The organism is Pseudomonas sp. GM30, from assembly GCF_000282275.2.
GTDB lineage: Bacteria > Pseudomonadota > Gammaproteobacteria > Pseudomonadales > Pseudomonadaceae > Aquipseudomonas.
This window is the reverse complement of the sequence record NZ_AKJP02000011.1, coordinates 166,666-182,724: the sequence shown is the minus strand read 5'-3', so window position 1 is coordinate 182,724 and position 16,059 is coordinate 166,666. Positions and strand designations below refer to the sequence as shown.

The window sequence follows — 16,059 nt, the reverse complement described above, 5'->3', positions numbered from 1 at the left end:
TAACTTGATAAAAGAACAAACATCATGCCTTCGATTACGGTTGAACCGTGCACCTTTGCCTTGTTCGGCGCTCTGGGCGATCTGGCCCTGCGCAAGCTGTTTCCTGCCCTTTATCACCTCGATGGCGCCGACCTGTTGCACGAGGACACGCGGATCATCGCGCTGGCCCGTGAACCTGGCTCCGAGCAGCAGCACCTGGCATTCATCGCCGCCGAACTGCGCCGTTACGTCGGTAAAGAGCTGGACGAGGCCGTAGCCGAGCGCTTTCTGGCGCGCCTGAGCTACCTGCACGTCGACTTCCTCAAGGCTGAAGATTACGTAGCACTGGCGGAAGCCGCCGGTACTGCACAACGCATGATTGCCTACTTCGCCACCCCGGCGGCGGTGTACGGCGCGATTTGCGAAAACCTGGCGAAAGTCGGTCTGGCGGAAAACACTCGCGTGGTCCTGGAAAAGCCGATCGGCTCCGATCTGGAATCCTCGCGCAAAGTGAACGACGCCGTGGCGCAATTCTTCCCGGAGAACCGCACCTACCGCATCGACCACTACCTGGGCAAAGAGACCGTCCAGAACCTGATCGCCCTGCGTTTCGCCAACAGTCTGTTCGAAACCCAGTGGAACCAGAATTACATCTCCCACGTGGAAATCACCGTGGCCGAGAAGGTCGGTATCGAAGGCCGTTGGGGCTATTTCGACAAGGCCGGCCAACTGCGCGACATGATCCAGAATCACCTGTTGCAGCTGCTGTGCCTGATCGCCATGGACCCGCCGGCCGACCTGTCCGCCGACAGCATCCGTGATGAAAAGGTAAAGGTGCTCAAGGCGCTGGCACCGATCAGCCCGGAAGGCCTGACCACTCAGGTGGTGCGCGGCCAGTACATCGCCGGGCACAGCGAAGGCAAGTCCGTGCCGGGCTACCTCGAAGAACCGAATTCCAACACCCAGAGCGACACCGAAACCTTCGTCGCTCTGCGTGCCGACATCCGCAACTGGCGCTGGGCCGGCGTGCCGTTCTACCTGCGTACCGGCAAGCGCATGCCGCAGAAGCTGTCGCAGATCGTCATCCACTTCAAGGAACCGTCGCACTACATTTTCGCGCCGGAGCAACGCCTGCAGATCAGCAACAAACTGATCATCCGTCTGCAACCGGACGAAGGCATTTCCTTGCGGGTGATGACCAAGGAGCAGGGCCTGGACAAGGGCATGCAGTTGCGCAGCGGTCCGCTGCAACTGAATTTCTCCGACACCTGGCGCAGCGCACGGATCCCCGATGCCTATGAGCGGTTGTTGCTGGAAGTGATGAACGGCAATCAGAACCTGTTTGTCCGTAAAGATGAAATCGAAGCCGCGTGGAAGTGGTGTGACCAGTTGATCGCCGGCTGGAAAAAATCCGGTGACGCGCCCAAGCCGTATGCGGCCGGGTCGTGGGGGCCGATGAGCTCGATTGCACTGATCACGCGGGACGGGAGGTCGTGGTATGGCGATATCTGATGTGAAACTGCCGGCGGGCGTGAATGCCCACCAATTCAAGAGCCCGGTGCTGTTGGCCGAAGGCCTGGCACTGAACGTTGCCAAGCAACTGAGCGAAGCGATCGCCGCACGTGGCAACGCGGTGCTGGTGGTCTCTGGCGGACGCAGCCCGGTGGCGTTTTTTCAGCACCTGGCCAAGCAGGAGCTGGACTGGTCGAAGGTCGTCGTGACCCTCGCCGACGAACGCTGGGTACCGATTGAACACGCCGACAGCAACGCCGGCCTGCTCAAGCAGTACCTGCTCAAAGGGCCGGCCGCCAAGGCGCAGTTCCTCAGCCTCTACAGCGCGGCGGCCAACGTCGAGCAGGCTGCGGAACAGGCCGACCGTCTGCTCGCCGAACTGCCACCGATTGACGTGCTGGTGCTGGGCATGGGCGATGACGGTCACACAGCGTCGCTGTTCCCTGACAGCCCGAACCTGACTGAAGCCTTGCAGACTGACGGCAGCCGTCGCTGCTGGCCGATGCTGGCGCCGAGTGTGCCGCGTCAACGCCTGACCATGAGCCGCGCGCTGCTGGCTTCGGCCAAGCACAAGATTCTGTCGATTTCCGGTCAATCGAAACTGACCACCCTGAATGCCGCACTGGCATCCGACGACGTCGCGGCCATGCCGGTACGCGCGTTTCTGCAACCCACGCTAGAGATTTACTGGTGCCCATGAGCCAAGGAACAGCCGCTATGACAACCCCATCCCCGACCGTTTCCATGGCGGACAAAGTTGCCCTGATCGACAGCCTCTGCGCCAAGGCGCGGATCCTGCCAGTGATCACCATTGCCCGTGAACAGGACGTGCTGCCATTGGCCGACGCTCTGGCCGCCGGTGGCCTGACCGCGCTGGAAGTGACCCTGCGTTCGCAGTTCGGTCTCAAGGCGATCCAGATCCTGCGTGAGCAGCGTCCGGAACTGGTGACCGGTGCTGGTACCGTGCTTGATCGCAACATGCTTGCCGCTGCCGAAGCGGCCGGTTCGCAGTTCATCGTCACCCCGGGCATCACCCGTGACCTGCTCGAAGCCAGCGTCGACAGCCCGATTCCGCTGTTGCCAGGCATCAGCAACGCTTCCGGCATCATGGAAGGCTATGGCCTGGGTTATCGCCGCTTCAAGCTGTTCCCGGCAGAAGTCAGCGGCGGCGTTGCGGCAATCAAGGCCCTCGGCGGCCCGTTCGGCGAAGTGAAATTCTGCCCGACTGGCGGCGTCGGCCCGGCCAACATCAAGAGCTACATGGCGCTGAAAAACGTCATGTGCGTGGGCGGCAGCTGGATGCTCGATCCCGAGTGGATCAAGAATGGCGACTGGGCGCGCATTCAGGAATGCACCGCCGAGGCTCTGGCGCTGCTCGACTAAAAGTTTTACCTGACACTTCGTTGTGTGTTCTACGGCTTTACGGTGCGCTTGGTCGGTGCACCGTTTTTTTTGCCCGCAACAATGCCTTGAGAAATGGCGCGATACATAGTTACCGCACTACGGGGCTCGTGCGCCGTTAATCTGCGTTCTCTTATGGAAGAGAGAACGCGTCATGGAACCAGATACTTCAACCGCATCGTCATCATCAATCTACCAGTTGGCCCCCGAGCAGATCGCCGGGCCTTACTTCCGCAATCCGAAGTTGCTGCGGCGCAACATCAGCGAAGGCGCCGAAGGCCTGCCCTTGCTGCTGCGCCTGAGCATCGTCGACGCGATGACCGGTCAGCCGGTGAGCGGGGCACTGGTGGATATCTGGCATTGCAATGCACGGGGCGCCTATTCGGGGTGGAGCCGGATCAATCCGGATCTGGAGGTCGACTCCGATGCCATCGGCTCGGTGCCGCGCACCGACGATGACACTTACCTGCGCGGCAGCCAGTTCTGCGATCAGCAGGGGCGGGTGCGCTTCACCACCATCTATCCGGGGTTCTATGCCGGTCGGGCGCTGCACATTCATGTGGCGGTGCGCATGGTCAGCGGCAGTGAATATCTGGAGGAGCGCAACGTGGCCTGGGTCGGTCAGCTGTATTTTCCCGAAGTGGTGTCACGCGCGGTGCTCAATGCCCGGGACTATCGTGGGCGTGCCTCGGCACCGTTGAACAATGCCGACGACAGCTACTACGCCAACATGGGCGGCGAGGGGTCGACCCTGACCGTGTGGCCGATCGGCCGCGACTCTCACGAGGACGGATTTTTCGGCCACCTGACCATCGGCATCGACACCTTTGCCGCCTCGTCGCAGATCAAGCCCGAGGACTTCGACAAGTTCACCGTGTGAGCGGATCAGCGCAGCTCGTTGAGTGCACGGGTCAGCAACTGCATGTCATCCGCAGTAGTGGTCAGCCCCGGCGTGATGCGGATGCTCGGCCCGCTCGCTGCGCCGTTGCGCACCACAGTGAACAGGTTGTACTCGTTGAGCAGGCGCTCGACCATTGCCTGTTGATCGGCGTGGCGAGTGAAACGCATCGAGGTGATCCCGCAATACAGGCGCGGATCATCCGGGGTCATCACTTCGATCCCCGGCAGGTGGCGCACCGCGCTGACCCACAGGTTGCGCAGGTAATTGAGTCGCGCCCCTTTGGCCGCCGCACCACCGAGCGAACGGTGCTCCTCGAACACCAGCGGCAGCGACATCAGCGCCGGAATGTTCGGCGTGCTGTACGGGGTGCGGGCGCGGATGTCGCTCGCGGGGAAGTGCATTTCGCCCATGTCCGGGTCGATGTCGGCCAGACGCTGCGGGGCGATGTACAGAAAGCCCAGGGTCAATGGCGCGCCAATCCACTTGTGCAGGTTAAAACCGGCGAAGGCGATGCCCATCGCTTCGAGATTGAACTCGATCTGACCGAGGGCGTGAGCGCCGTCGAGGATGATGTCCACGCCATGCTGTTTCGCCAGCGCGGCGATGGCCTGCACCGGCATCACCAGACCGGTACGGTGGGTGACATGGGTCAGAGCCATCAGCTTGAGTTTCGGATAGCGGATGAAGGTTTCGCGGTAGCTGTCCAGCAGGCTGTCGAAACTCGCCGGATGCGCATGATTGATCTCGATCACGTCGACGCCGCGATGGCGTGACAGCCAGCGCATCGCGCCCTTGACCGTGTCGTATTCCAGATCGCTGATCAGCACCTGATCGCCCGGAAGCAGGCGATTGTAATTGCGGATCAGCGATTGCAGCGCATCGCTGGCGTTGCGGGTGAATGCCACGCTCTGCGCGCGCACACCGATGGTCTCGGCCAGTTGCGCACGGATCTCCAGGCTGTCGTGCTGTTCGAAACGCTGGCGCACGTACACCGAGTTGCGGGTGTTGATCAGCTCGATGTTGCGCTGGTAGTCCTCGATCACTGTGCGCGACATGCGCCCGAAGTAACCGTTCTCCAGGTTCAGCGGGCCGGTTTGCGCTTCGTAGCGATCGGCGAAGGTTTGCCAGAAAGCTTCGTCACGGGCGCGGCGGGTGTTGTCAGGCATGGTCGAGGCTCTTGGGAGGAGGGCGCTTCAGTGGCGCGGGGCAGGTTTGCCATGTTTGGCGCGTAACGGTTCGAGCAGATCCGACAGGCCGTTGTGGTCGATTTCCTGCATCAGCGCCAGCAGTCCGCCGAGTTCGCCGTGGGGAAAACCTTCGCGGGCAAACCAGTTCAGGTAAGGCCCCGGCAGGTCCGCAATGATCCGGCCCTTGTACTTGCCGAAGGGCATTTCACGGGTGATCAGCAGTTCAAGTTTTTCAGGATTCATCAGTGGTGATCATCTGGATTCAGTCAGTCAGGAAAATACAGGCATTCTGCATGCAGGCCAAATGACAGATCATGCAAATAACCGTGATACAGATAGTTCAAATATCTTTAACTTATTGAAATATAACGATTTATTTTTGAATGAAAAGCTGGCACGCACACTGCAATAACCCTTGCATCTTCAACCAACCGCAAGGAATTGAAAAATGACTGACATGAATAAAGAAGCCATCTCTGTACTCAACGACCTGATCGAAACCTGCAAGGACGGCCAGGAAGGGTTCAAGACTTGCGCTGAAGACATCAAGCACCCAGAACTGAAAACCCTGTTCGTGACCCGTTCTGCCGATTGCGCGACTGCCGCCGCTGAACTGCAGGCTGAAGTGCGTAAACTGGGCGGCGATCCGGAAACCTCCACCAGCGTCAGCGGTGACCTGCACCGTCGCTGGGTCGACGTCAAAGCCATGTTCACTGGCAAGGACGAAGAGGCTGTACTGAACGAAGCCGAGCGCGGTGAAGACCATGCGCTGAAGGCTTATCGTGAAGCCATCGAGAAAATCAACAAGCACGGTCTGGTCGGTATTCGTGACCTGGTTGAGCGTCAGTACCACGGCGTGCAGCGTAACCACGACCAGGTGAAAGCCCTGCGTAACCAGGCTCGCGCTCGTTCGTAAGCGTTCGCAGGTTACAAAAAACGCCAGCTGGTCTGGCGTTTTTTTATGCGTGAGGGGAAAGCAAAAGATCGCAGCCTGCGTCACCTCCTACATTTGAATGCGTTCCCCTGTAGGAGCTGCCGAAGGCTGCGATCTTTTCCATCAGCCAATGCTGATCGCCGGCAACGTCGGCAAAGTTACGGTCTGCTGTTTACGCGGCGCGAGAATCTCAGCCTCGCCATCCACTACCAATTCATCACGCTGATTGAACACGCGAGTGGCGATGCGCACGCGAAACTTCGGCAGCTTCTCGAGGATTTCCAGGCGCACGGTCAGGGTGTCGCCGATCTTTACCGGCTTCTGAAAGCTCATCTGCTGACCGATATAGATGGTGCCCGGCCCAGGCAGTTCGCAGGCAACGGCGGCGCTGATCAGCGCACCGCTGAACATGCCGTGGGCGATGCGTTCCTTGAACATGCTGGCGGCAGCGAACTCGGCGTCCAGGTGCACCGGGTTGTGGTCGCCCGACATTGCGGCGAACAGCTGAATGTCGCGCTCTTCGACAGTCTTGCTGTAGCTGGCGGTCTGGCCGACTTCGAGGGCTTCGTAAGGGATGTTGGTAACCTGGGTCATCGGTCTTGATTCCTGTGACGGATTAAAGTGAATCCACAAAAAATTATTCGCTGCGATGCGGGCGGCGATGGCTCAGCGCCTGGTCGATCCAGGTCAGCACATCGGCAACCACTTCGTCGCGATTGGTTTCATTGAACAATTCGTGCCGCGCCTGCGGGTAGATCTTCAGTTGCAGGTTCTGGCTGCCGGCCGCGCGCAATGCCTCGGCCAGATCTGTCAGACGCTTGCCTTCGCTCACCGGATCACATTCACCGCCGATCACCAGCAGCGGCAGGCCCGGGTCGATCTGGGCGAGATTGGACGCTTTGCTGATCTGCTGCAAGCCGCCGAGCAAGTCGATCCACAATTGATTGGTGCAGCGAAAGCCGCACAACGGGTCGCTGGCATACAGATCGACCTCGACCGGGTCGCGGCTCAGCCAGTCGAACGGCGTGCGCGCCGGTTTGAATTTCTTGTTGAACGAGCCGAACGACAGCCACTCGATCAGCGCACTGCGGCCCTTGCCACCCTGACGCAGTTTTTCGAATCGGGCGATCTGTCGCGCCGCGCCGTAAAGCGCCACCGGCTGGAAGTTCGAACCGCTGAGAATCGCCCCATGCAGGCTGGCGCTGTGATGCAGCAGGTAACCCTGGGCGAGGTAGCTGCCCATGCTGTGCCCAAGCAGGATGATCGGTACCTCGGGATGCTGCTGGCCAATGTGCTGATTCAGGTTGGCCAGATCGCCGATCACTTTGCACCAGCCGTCGTCATCGGCGAAATGCCCGAGCGTCCCGTGTTCGGCGGTCTTGCCATGGCCGCGCAGGTCCGGGGCGTACACACCATAGCCTTGTTCACAGAACGCATTCGCCAGCCGCTCGTAGCGCGCGCTGTGTTCGGCCATGCCGTGGGCCAGCAGGATCAGCGCTTTCAGGGGCGCAGCCGGCAGCCACTGGTTGACGAACAGGCGGCTGCGGTCACTCGCGTCCAGCCAAAAGCCTCGGTGGATCATGGCAATTCCTTTTTATCGAGCGGTATCGGCCCGCAGTCGTAGCATTGTATAGCGCGTCCGATCAGCTCACGCCACGGCAGGAAGATTCATACGATCAATGTCGCCATCGCCCATATTTGCCTCAATGGCCATAACTGCTAGTGTCCGTGAAGCTCCGCTTTTTGCTTTGTGCCCTCAGGGATCAGCGCGAAACCACAGAAAAGCGGCTCCCGGATCGATTCAGGTAAAGAGGACAAGAACAATGCAACCTGATTTCTGGAATGACAAACGCCCCGCCGGCGTACCACTGGACATCGACATGGGCGAGTTCAAGTCGGTGATCGAGGTGTTTGAGCGTTCCTGCAAGAAGTTCGCCGACCGGCCGGCCTTCAGCAACATGGGCGTGACCCTGACCTACGCTGAACTCGAACGCTACAGCGCGGCGTTCGCCGGTTACCTGCAAGCCCACACCGATCTGGTGCCGGGGGATCGCATCGCGGTGCAGATGCCCAACGTGCTGCAATATCCGATTGCCGTGTTCGGCGCCTTGCGCGCCGGGCTGATTGTGGTCAACACCAACCCGCTGTACACCGCGCGCGAGATGCGTCACCAGTTCAAGGACTCCGGCGCCCGCGCGCTGGTGTACCTGAACATGTTCGGGCAGAAGGTCCAGGAAGTGCTGCCGGACACTGACATCCAATACCTGATCGAAGCGAAGATGGGCGACATGCTGCCCACTGCCAAGGGCTGGCTGGTCAACACCGTGGTCAGCAAAGTGAAGAAAATGGTCCCGGACTATTCGCTGCCCCAGGCGATCTCGTTCAAGAGTGCGCTGCGCCTGGGTCGCGGCCTGGGGATCAAGCCGCTGAAGGTCGGTCTCGACGACATTGCCGTGTTGCAATACACCGGCGGCACCACCGGGCTGGCCAAGGGCGCGATGCTGACCCACGGCAACCTTGTGGCGAACATGCAGCAAGTGCGCGCGTGTCTTGCGCAGTTGGGGCCGGACGGTCAGCCGCTGCTGCGCGAAGGGCAGGAGGTGATGGTGGCGCCACTGCCGCTGTACCACATCTATGCCTTCACCGCGAACTGCATGTGCATGATGGTTTCTGGCAACCACAACGTGCTGATCACCAATCCGCGAGACATAGCAGGCTTCATCAAAGAACTGAAGAACTGGCGCTTCTCGGCGTTGCTCGGCCTGAATACGTTGTTCGTCGCGCTGATGGAGCACCCGGACTTCAAGACCCTGGATTTCTCCAGCCTCAAGCTGACCAACTCCGGTGGTACCGCGCTGGTCAAGGCCACCGCCGAGCGCTGGGAGCAGATCACCGGTTGCCGCATCACCGAAGGTTACGGCCTGACCGAAACCTCGCCGGTGGCCTGCACCAACCCGTATGGCACACAGTCGCGGCTGGGCACGGTCGGCCTGCCGGTGCCGGGCACGCTGCTGAAGGTCATCGATGATGAGGGCGTCGAACAGCCGATGGGCGAGCGCGGCGAGTTGTGCATCAAGGGCCCGCAGATCATGAAAGGCTACTGGCACAAACCCGAAGCCACTGCCGAAGTGCTGGATGCCGAGGGCTGGTTCAAATCTGGTGATATCGCGGTGATCGACCCGGACGGTTTCGTGCGCATCGTCGACCGCAAGAAGGACATGATCATCGTCTCCGGTTTCAACGTGTACCCCAACGAGATCGAAGACGTGGTCATGGCCCACCCGAAAGTCGCCAACTGCGCGGTGATCGGCGTGCCGGACGAGCGTTCGGGCGAAGCGGTGAAGCTGTTTGTGGTGGCGCGGGAAACCGGGGTCAGCCTCGAAGAACTGAAGGCGTACTGCAAAGAGAATTTCACCGCTTACAAGGTGCCGAAACACATCGTACTGCGTGAGTCGTTGCCGATGACGCCGGTTGGCAAGATTCTACGGCGGGAGTTGCGCGATATCGCCTGATCGGTGAATGGCCGCGCGTTGCGCGGATCGCGGGCAAGCCACGCTCCCACAGGGATCTCCATCAACCTTGTGGGAGCGGGCTTGCCCGCGATGCTTTTTGGGCGGTGAAGTCCCGGAAAACCGGGGCTTTCAGGGTCGTATAGGATTTTTGCTCTAAAATGACCGTTAGAAAGTCTTGAGTCATTAAAGTGACCATGGAGGCCGCTTTTGGCTCTAGTCGGCCCTCGGCAAAGCTGCTACTCTCGGCGCGCTTTGTGACTTCTCGGCCTGTAGAAAAGCCAGATTCACCAATACAAAACACACACCAATAATAATCGCATCAAATGCGGTGAAGAATTCGCGTTGCTGAGGAGTGGGCTTCCATGATCGAAGACTTTTGGAAGGATAAATACCCGGCTGGAATTGCTGCCGACATCAATCCAGACGAGTACCCGAATATTCAGGCAGTGTTGAAGCAATCCTGCCAACGCTTCGCCAACAAGCCGGCTTTCAGCAACCTGGGCAAGACAATCACCTACGGTGAACTGTACGAATTGTCCGGTGCGTTTGCCGCGTATCTGCAACAGCATACCGACTTGCAGCCCGGTGATCGAATCGCCGTGCAATTGCCCAACGTTCTGCAGTACCCGGTGGCCGTCTTCGGTGCGATCCGCGCCGGGCTGATCGTGGTCAACACCAACCCGCTGTACACCGCGCGGGAAATGGAACACCAATTCAACGACTCCGGCGCCAAAGCCCTGGTATGCCTGGCCAACATGGCGCACCTGGCGGAAGCCGTGGTGCCAAAAACCGGGGTCAAGCACGTCATTGTCACCGAAGTCGCCGACCTGCTGCCGCCGGTCAAGCGCCTGCTGATCAACAGCGTGATCAAGTACGTGAAGAAGATGGTCCCGGCCTATCACCTGCCCAAAGCCGTCAAGTTCAACGACGTGCTGAGCAAGGGCCAGGGCCAGCCGGTGGCCGAAGCCAATCCGCACAGCAGCGATGTCGCGGTGCTGCAATACACCGGCGGCACCACCGGCGTGGCCAAGGGCGCGATGCTGACCCATCGCAACCTCGTTGCCAACATGCTGCAGTGCAAGGCGCTGATGGGCTCCAACCTCAATGAAGGTTGCGAAATCCTGATCACCCCGCTGCCGCTGTACCACATCTATGCGTTCACCTTTCATTGCATGGCGATGATGCTGATCGGCAACCACAACATCCTGATCAGCAACCCGCGCGACCTGCCGGCGATGGTCAAGGAACTGTCGAAGTGGAAGTTCAGCGGCTTCGTTGGCCTGAACACGTTGTTCGTCGCACTGTGCAACAACGAAGGTTTCCGCAAGCTGGATTTCTCCAACCTGAAAGTCACCCTGTCCGGCGGCATGGCCCTGCAACTGGCCGCGGCCGAGCGCTGGAAAGCGGTGACCGGTTGCTCGATCTGCGAAGGCTACGGCATGACCGAAACCAGCCCGGTGGCCACGGTCAACCCGATCCAGAACATCCAGATCGGCACCATCGGCATTCCGGTGCCGTCGACCCTGTGCAAAGTCATCGACGATGCCGGTGTCGAGCAGCCCATGGGCGAAATCGGCGAGCTGTGCGTCAAGGGCCCGCAAGTGATGAAGGGCTACTGGCAGCGTCAGGAAGCCACCGACGAGATCCTCGACAGCGAAGGCTGGCTGAAGACCGGTGACATCGCGCTGATCCAGCCCGATGGCTACATGCGCATCGTCGATCGCAAGAAAGACATGATCCTGGTCTCCGGTTTCAACGTTTACCCGAACGAGCTGGAAGACGTGCTGGCGACTCTGCCGGGCGTGTTGCAGTGCGCGGCCATCGGCGTGCCGGACGAGAAGTCGGGCGAGGCGATCAAGATCTTCATCGTGGCCAAGCCGGGCGTGACCCTGACCAAGGAAACCGTGATGGAGCACATGCGCGCCAACGTCACCGGTTACAAGGTGCCGCGTTCGGTGGAATTCCGCGATGCGTTACCGACCACCAACGTCGGCAAGATCCTGCGTCGTGAGTTGCGTGACGAAGAGCTGAAGAAGATCAAGGCGAAATCCGCCGCCTGAAGCAAAAAGCCCCGCGAATGCGGGGCTTTTTGTTGGACGGCGTTCTTCAATCCTGTGGCGAGGGAGCTTGCTCCCGCTCGGCTGCGTAGCAGTCGTAAGTCAGGTGAATGTGGTGTGTCAGCACTCAACTGACCCGGGGTTATGGGGGCTGCTTCGCAGCCCAGCGGGAGCAAGCTCCCTCGCCACAGAGTCCAGTAGCCACAAGCCATGGTTACTGCCGGAACGGCGCGAAATTCACGTTGGTCCCCGCCGGGCGCATGTCCTGCAGATACGAATCCTTGTCCGCACTCAATTCCAGGCTCAACGCCGCCTTGCGCTTGCCTTCGTTGCGAATCACCAGGCCTTCGAGCTTTTCCCGCAGGAACACGGTCGGCACTTTCAGGTGCAGCAGCTCGTCGGTGGCCGGGGTGTGCATCAGCAGGTGAATCCACTCGTATTGCCCGACCGCCAGGCGCGTCACTGGCAGGTCGAACCACCAGATGTTGCGGTTGCGGTTCAATTCGGCGAAGTGGCAGTTGTTGGTGCCGAGCACGGCGCCGCCCAGTTCCTGGTTGCGACGGGCAATGGCCTGCTTTTTATCGAGTTTCATAACATTCCTGCGGGATCTGATCGTTGGCGCACGGCGCCCATAGGTGCGCATTCTCGGGGCTTGCGGGGCAAACATAAAGCCCAACCTGCATGGCACGACGAAATGAACGGCAAAAATAAATGAAACTCGCGGCAAATCCGCCCGGTCAATCATTACGTACTGACTTTTCCCCTTCAATGCACCAAGGAGAAACACCATGAGTAGCACAGGCGATAAAGTAAAAGGCATGGCCAACGAAGCTGTCGGCAACGTCAAGCAAGGCGTCGGTAAAGCCACCGACAACACCAAGCTGCAGGCCGAAGGCAAGGTTCAAGAGAAAAAAGGCGAAGCCCAGCAAGCAGTCGGCAAAGCCAAAGACGCCATCAAGAAAGGTGTCGACAAGGCGTAATCCAGCCTTGAACGAAACACACGAGCGGCCATCCAGGGATGGCCGTTCTTGTGTCAAAAGCTTGCGCGCGCCACCAAGGGTCGCCAAGTAGACTACCGTGATGTAAAAACCGCCCCTGAGTCGCCACGACTTCAACCTGTAATGCGGCGAAAGGAGACGCGAATGATTTTTCCGGACATGAAAGGTCTGCCACTGCACCGGGTGATGGTGCGCACGGTCACTGAATTCGTCGACGACGAGATGTCGACCTATGCCTCGGCACTGGCCTACCAGATGCTGTTCTCGCTGTTCCCGTTCATTCTGTTTTTGATCGCGCTGATCGGTTTCCTGCACCTGCCGGACTTCTTCACCTGGCTGCGCCTGCAGTCGGAACTGGTATTGCCGCCGCAGGCGCTGGAGCAGGTCAACCCGGTGATCGATCAGTTGCAGCAGTCCAAGGGCGGCTTGCTCTCCATCGGTATCGTCATCGCTCTGTACACCGCGTCTGCCGGCGTACGATTGATGATGAGCGCGATGAACGCCGCGTATGACGTGGTCGAAGGCCGGCCGATCTGGAAGCGCTTCCCGCTGTCGATTTTCTACACTGTCGGCATTGCTGGCATGTTGCTGGTAGCCGCCGCGCTGATGGTGCTCGGGCCGCAGGTGATGGGCTGGATTGCCGCGCAGGTGGGTCTGGAAGACTTCATTGTGACGGTGTGGACGATTGCGCGCTGGCCGGTGATCGTGATTCTGATGATGGTCGCCGTGGCCCTAATCTACTACGTGATGCCCGACGTCAAACAGGAATTCCGTTTCATCACCCCCGGCTCGGTGCTGGCGGTGGTGGTGTGGATCGTCGCCTCGCTGGGCTTTGCGTTCTACGTCAAAACCTTCGCCAACTACAATGCGATGTATGGCAGCATCGGGGCGATCATCGTGCTGTTGCTGTATTTCTATATTTCCGCCGCCGTGCTGTTGCTCGGGGCGGAGATGAATGCGGTGATCGAGCACATGTCCAGCGAGGGCAAGGACGAGGGCGAGAAGGTCCCCGGCGAACTCGATGAACATCCCAAACAACACGTTTCGGGGCTTGGCCGCGACCAGTCGCTGAAACCGAACACTGACGAAGTCTGACCATGATCCGTGAAATTCTGAAAATGGGCGATGAACGCCTGCTGCGCATCGCCCCGCCAGTACCGCCGGAAATGTTCGACAGCCCCGAGTTGTGGCAACTGATCGACGACATGTTTCAAACCATGGAAAGCGTCGGTGGCGTCGGCCTGGCTGCGCCGCAGATCGGCGTCGACCTGCAACTGGTGATCTTCGGTTTCGAGCACAGCGAACGCTATCCGGACGCCGAAGCGGTGCCGCAGACGATCCTGATCAATCCGCTGATCACGCCGTTGAGTCCGCTAACCGAAGAGGGCTTCGAAGGCTGCCTGTCGGTGCCCGGCCTGCGCGGTGCGGTGGATCGGTATCAGCAGATTCGCTACGAAGGCTTCGATCCCAAGGGCGAGCCGATCGTGCGCGTGGCGTCGGGTTTTCATGCGCGGGTGGTGCAGCATGAGTGCGATCATCTGATCGGCCGCCTGTACCCGTCGCGCATCACCGATTTCAGCAAGTTCGGCTTTACCGAAGTGATGTTCCCGGATCTCGATCCCACAGCTGACGATTGATCTCGCTAACAACCCAAAACCCTGTGGGAGCGAGCTTGCTCGCGAATGCGTCTTGGCGAAAAATGCATCGAATGACACGCCGCTTTCGCGAGCAAGCTCGCTCCCACATTGGGATTCGCATCAGATCGAAGGTGTCAGCCCCATCGCAATCATCGGCTTGCTCCGCGCATACCGGCTCAACCGTTCGGCCAGCGCATAGGGCAGGGCGGGGTCAAAGCTGAAATGGAGTCGCTCATAAAACCCGCGCAAATCCGGATGGCAGAACAGCCACACCGGTTCCTGCAGATCCTTCACCGCCGCTGCGATCAACTGCGCGGCGATCCCTTGCTCACGGCAACCCGGATCGACAAACAACCCGGTCAACCAGTGCCCGCCTGCCACCGGCCGCAAGCACAGCGCGGCGACGATGTCCTCGCGACGAGCAACCCATAACTGCGCGTCGCGCACCGCCTTCATCGACGATTGGTGGCTACGGTAAAACTTGTTCATCAACGGCCACAAAGGCTCGTCGAGCAGGACATACTGGGTATCGGGCATGGGATCGGACTGGCGGCGGGCAAAGCGTCGATTATAAAAGAACGCGCGACGCGCGATAGGTGTATACCTGAGCCTACATCCCTGTGAGTGGAGTACGCATCATGTCCAAAGGTATGGATTCAAAGAAAGCCGCGAAGAAGAAACCGGCCAAGACCGCCATTGAAAAACGTGCGGAGAAGAAAGCCAAGAAGGTCGATATTTTCGGTCATTGATCACGTCCTTCGGGAGCCCGGATCTCGGGCTCCCGTTTCAGCGCAAAAATAATCTGCAAGATTGCCCGGCCTCGTTGCACAGAAGGGGAAGATTCCCGTTCCGAGCCACGCCATGCCGAATTACTTCGACGCCGACCATCGCCAGCAGATCGAAACCCTGCGCCAGCGTTTCACCGCCCGCACCGAGTGGCCGACGTGGCTGCTGTTGATCGGCGTGTACGGCGGCTGGTTCGCCATCATCCTCAACAGCGTCTGGCTCGGTCGCGGCTTGAGCACATTGCTGCTGATTCCGCTGCTGGTGGTGTGGCTGTCGGTGCAGCATGAGTTGCTGCATGGGCACCCGACCCGCTCGGTGCTTTTCAATAAAATCCTCGGTTATGCACCCTTTGCGGTGTGGTACCCGTACACCTTGTATCGCGACAGCCATCTGTTGCATCACCGCGATGAACACCTAACCGTGCCCGGCGTTGACCCGGAAAGCCGTTACCTGACAGCGTCGCGTTGGCAGGGCAGTTCGCTATTTGAGCGAGGCCTGCACTGGCTGAACAAAACCGTGCTCGGGCGTTTTGCGATCGGCGCGCCGCTGGCGTTGCTGACGCTGGCCGCCGAAGAACTGCAACGCCTGAAAAACCGTGAGCGTCAGGCCTGGTTGATGTGGCTGACCCACGGTGTTTTCACCGTGTTGATGCTGTGGTTCATCGCCCGCTACAGCGTATTGCCGGTCTGGCATTACCTGCTGCTGATCAGCGTGCCGGCGCTGTCGATCGCGATGATCCGCTCCTACTATGAACACCGCCCGCACGCACAGCCGGAGCAGCGTACCGTGCTCAATGAAGCCGGCTGGCCGTGGCGCTGGCTGTTTCTGAATCTGAATTTTCATCTGGTGCATCACGACCTGCCGGGGCTGGCGTGGTACGACTTGCCGACGGCCTATCGGATGCGCCGCGAGCAATGGGTGGCGCGCAGTGGCGGATTTGTGGTGCAGGGTTATGGGCAGTTGTGGCGGCAGCACGGCTTCAGGCCGATTGACAGTCCGCAGCATCCTTACCACTAACCTCAAAAACACCACAAAACCCCTGTGGGAGCGAGCTTGCTCGCGAATGCGGTAGAACAGTGACATGTCTGGTGTCTGACACACCGCTTTCGCGAGCAAGTCGAATCGTCGCACCGCCGCTCCCACAGGGGTAAGTAT

The 16,059-nt window shown here is 59.8% G+C and carries 17 protein-coding genes; 11 read left to right on the top strand and 6 right to left on the bottom strand.

From position 1 onward, the window contains the following. Positions 1-24 precede the first annotated feature (24 nt). The 4 genes from zwf to PMI25_RS08535 all read left to right on the top strand — a co-directional run bounded on the left by zwf (position 25) and on the right by PMI25_RS08535 (position 3,772). On the top strand, positions 25-1,491 hold the full coding sequence (gene zwf, locus PMI25_RS08550) for a glucose-6-phosphate dehydrogenase (protein WP_007969322.1): 1,467 nt from the start codon (positions 25-27) through the stop codon (positions 1,489-1,491). Continuing rightward, entirely contained in the window at positions 1,478-2,191 is a 714-nt protein-coding gene (gene pgl / locus PMI25_RS08545; RefSeq protein ID WP_007969323.1) for a 6-phosphogluconolactonase, read from the top strand. The genes zwf and pgl overlap by 14 nt, the downstream gene beginning before the upstream one ends. A 17-nt stretch (positions 2,192-2,208) precedes the next feature. Continuing rightward, complete coding sequence (locus PMI25_RS08540) at positions 2,209-2,874, top strand: bifunctional 4-hydroxy-2-oxoglutarate aldolase/2-dehydro-3-deoxy-phosphogluconate aldolase (RefSeq protein ID WP_007969324.1); 666 nt, start codon at positions 2,209-2,211, stop codon at positions 2,872-2,874. 172 nt (positions 2,875-3,046) lie between these two features. Further along, positions 3,047-3,772: an intradiol ring-cleavage dioxygenase gene (locus PMI25_RS08535; protein WP_007969325.1), complete on the top strand. Its 726-nt coding sequence runs from the start codon at positions 3,047-3,049 to the stop codon at positions 3,770-3,772. A gap of 5 nt (positions 3,773-3,777) precedes the next feature. On the opposite strand, the gene PMI25_RS08530 is transcribed toward PMI25_RS08535, so the two are convergent. Together PMI25_RS08530 and PMI25_RS08525 are read right to left on the bottom strand one after the other, a co-directional pair. Further along, complete coding sequence (locus PMI25_RS08530; RefSeq protein WP_007969327.1) at positions 3,778-4,959, bottom strand: aminotransferase class V-fold PLP-dependent enzyme; 1,182 nt, start codon at positions 4,957-4,959, stop codon at positions 3,778-3,780. A 27-nt stretch (positions 4,960-4,986) separates the two neighbouring features. Then, complete coding sequence (locus PMI25_RS08525; RefSeq protein ID WP_003227425.1) at positions 4,987-5,223, bottom strand: DUF3820 family protein; 237 nt, start codon at positions 5,221-5,223, stop codon at positions 4,987-4,989. Positions 5,224-5,428: 205 nt separating this feature from the next. Between PMI25_RS08525 and PMI25_RS08520 the strand changes: the two genes are divergently transcribed. Next, complete coding sequence (locus PMI25_RS08520) at positions 5,429-5,896, top strand: ferritin-like domain-containing protein (RefSeq protein WP_003227422.1); 468 nt, start codon at positions 5,429-5,431, stop codon at positions 5,894-5,896. Positions 5,897-6,037: 141 nt separating this feature from the next. Here the strand turns inward: PMI25_RS08520 and PMI25_RS08515 are convergent, their stop codons facing one another. Both PMI25_RS08515 and PMI25_RS08510 read right to left on the bottom strand, forming a co-directional pair. Then, the gene (locus PMI25_RS08515) at positions 6,038-6,508 is read right to left on the bottom strand and encodes a MaoC family dehydratase (RefSeq protein WP_003227420.1); all 471 of its coding nucleotides are present in this window, start codon (positions 6,506-6,508) and stop codon (positions 6,038-6,040) included. A 43-nt stretch (positions 6,509-6,551) separates the two neighbouring features. Beyond that, on the bottom strand, positions 6,552-7,496 hold the full coding sequence (locus PMI25_RS08510) for an alpha/beta hydrolase (RefSeq protein WP_007969328.1): 945 nt from the start codon (positions 7,494-7,496) through the stop codon (positions 6,552-6,554). A gap of 241 nt (positions 7,497-7,737) precedes the next feature. On the opposite strand from PMI25_RS08510, the gene fadD2 reads away from it, so the two are divergent. Then, positions 7,738-9,426, top strand: a complete 1,689-nt coding sequence (gene fadD2 / locus PMI25_RS08505; protein ID WP_007969329.1) for a long-chain-fatty-acid--CoA ligase FadD2 — start codon at positions 7,738-7,740, stop codon at positions 9,424-9,426. A 362-nt stretch (positions 9,427-9,788) separates the two neighbouring features. Next, positions 9,789-11,486: a long-chain-fatty-acid--CoA ligase FadD1 gene (gene fadD1, locus PMI25_RS08500; protein WP_003227414.1), complete on the top strand. Its 1,698-nt coding sequence runs from the start codon at positions 9,789-9,791 to the stop codon at positions 11,484-11,486. Positions 11,487-11,697: 211 nt separating this feature from the next. Here fadD1 and PMI25_RS08495 read toward each other — a convergent pair whose 3' ends face one another. Continuing rightward, the gene (locus PMI25_RS08495; protein ID WP_007969330.1) at positions 11,698-12,075 is read right to left on the bottom strand and encodes a hypothetical protein; all 378 of its coding nucleotides are present in this window, start codon (positions 12,073-12,075) and stop codon (positions 11,698-11,700) included. Positions 12,076-12,271: 196 nt separating this feature from the next. On the opposite strand from PMI25_RS08495, the gene PMI25_RS08490 reads away from it, so the two are divergent. From PMI25_RS08490 to def, 3 genes are all read left to right on the top strand, one after another. After that, positions 12,272-12,463, top strand: coding sequence for a CsbD family protein (locus tag PMI25_RS08490; RefSeq protein ID WP_003227408.1), 192 nt, complete (start codon positions 12,272-12,274; stop codon positions 12,461-12,463). A gap of 162 nt (positions 12,464-12,625) precedes the next feature. Then, a complete protein-coding gene (locus PMI25_RS08485) occupies positions 12,626-13,576 on the top strand; it encodes a YihY/virulence factor BrkB family protein (protein WP_007969331.1) in 951 nt (316 codons plus the stop codon). A gap of 2 nt (positions 13,577-13,578) precedes the next feature. Next, entirely contained in the window at positions 13,579-14,118 is a 540-nt protein-coding gene (def, locus tag PMI25_RS08480; protein ID WP_003227403.1) for a peptide deformylase, read from the top strand. Positions 14,119-14,238: 120 nt separating this feature from the next. Here the strand turns inward: def and PMI25_RS08475 are convergent, their stop codons facing one another. Further along, positions 14,239-14,655, bottom strand: a complete 417-nt coding sequence (locus PMI25_RS08475) for a GNAT family N-acetyltransferase (RefSeq protein WP_007969334.1) — start codon at positions 14,653-14,655, stop codon at positions 14,239-14,241. 324 nt (positions 14,656-14,979) lie between these two features. Here PMI25_RS08475 and PMI25_RS08470 point away from each other — a divergent pair, with 324 nt between their 5' ends. After that, entirely contained in the window at positions 14,980-15,921 is a 942-nt protein-coding gene (locus PMI25_RS08470; protein WP_007969336.1) for a fatty acid desaturase, read from the top strand. The last annotated feature ends 138 nt before the right edge of the window (positions 15,922-16,059 follow it).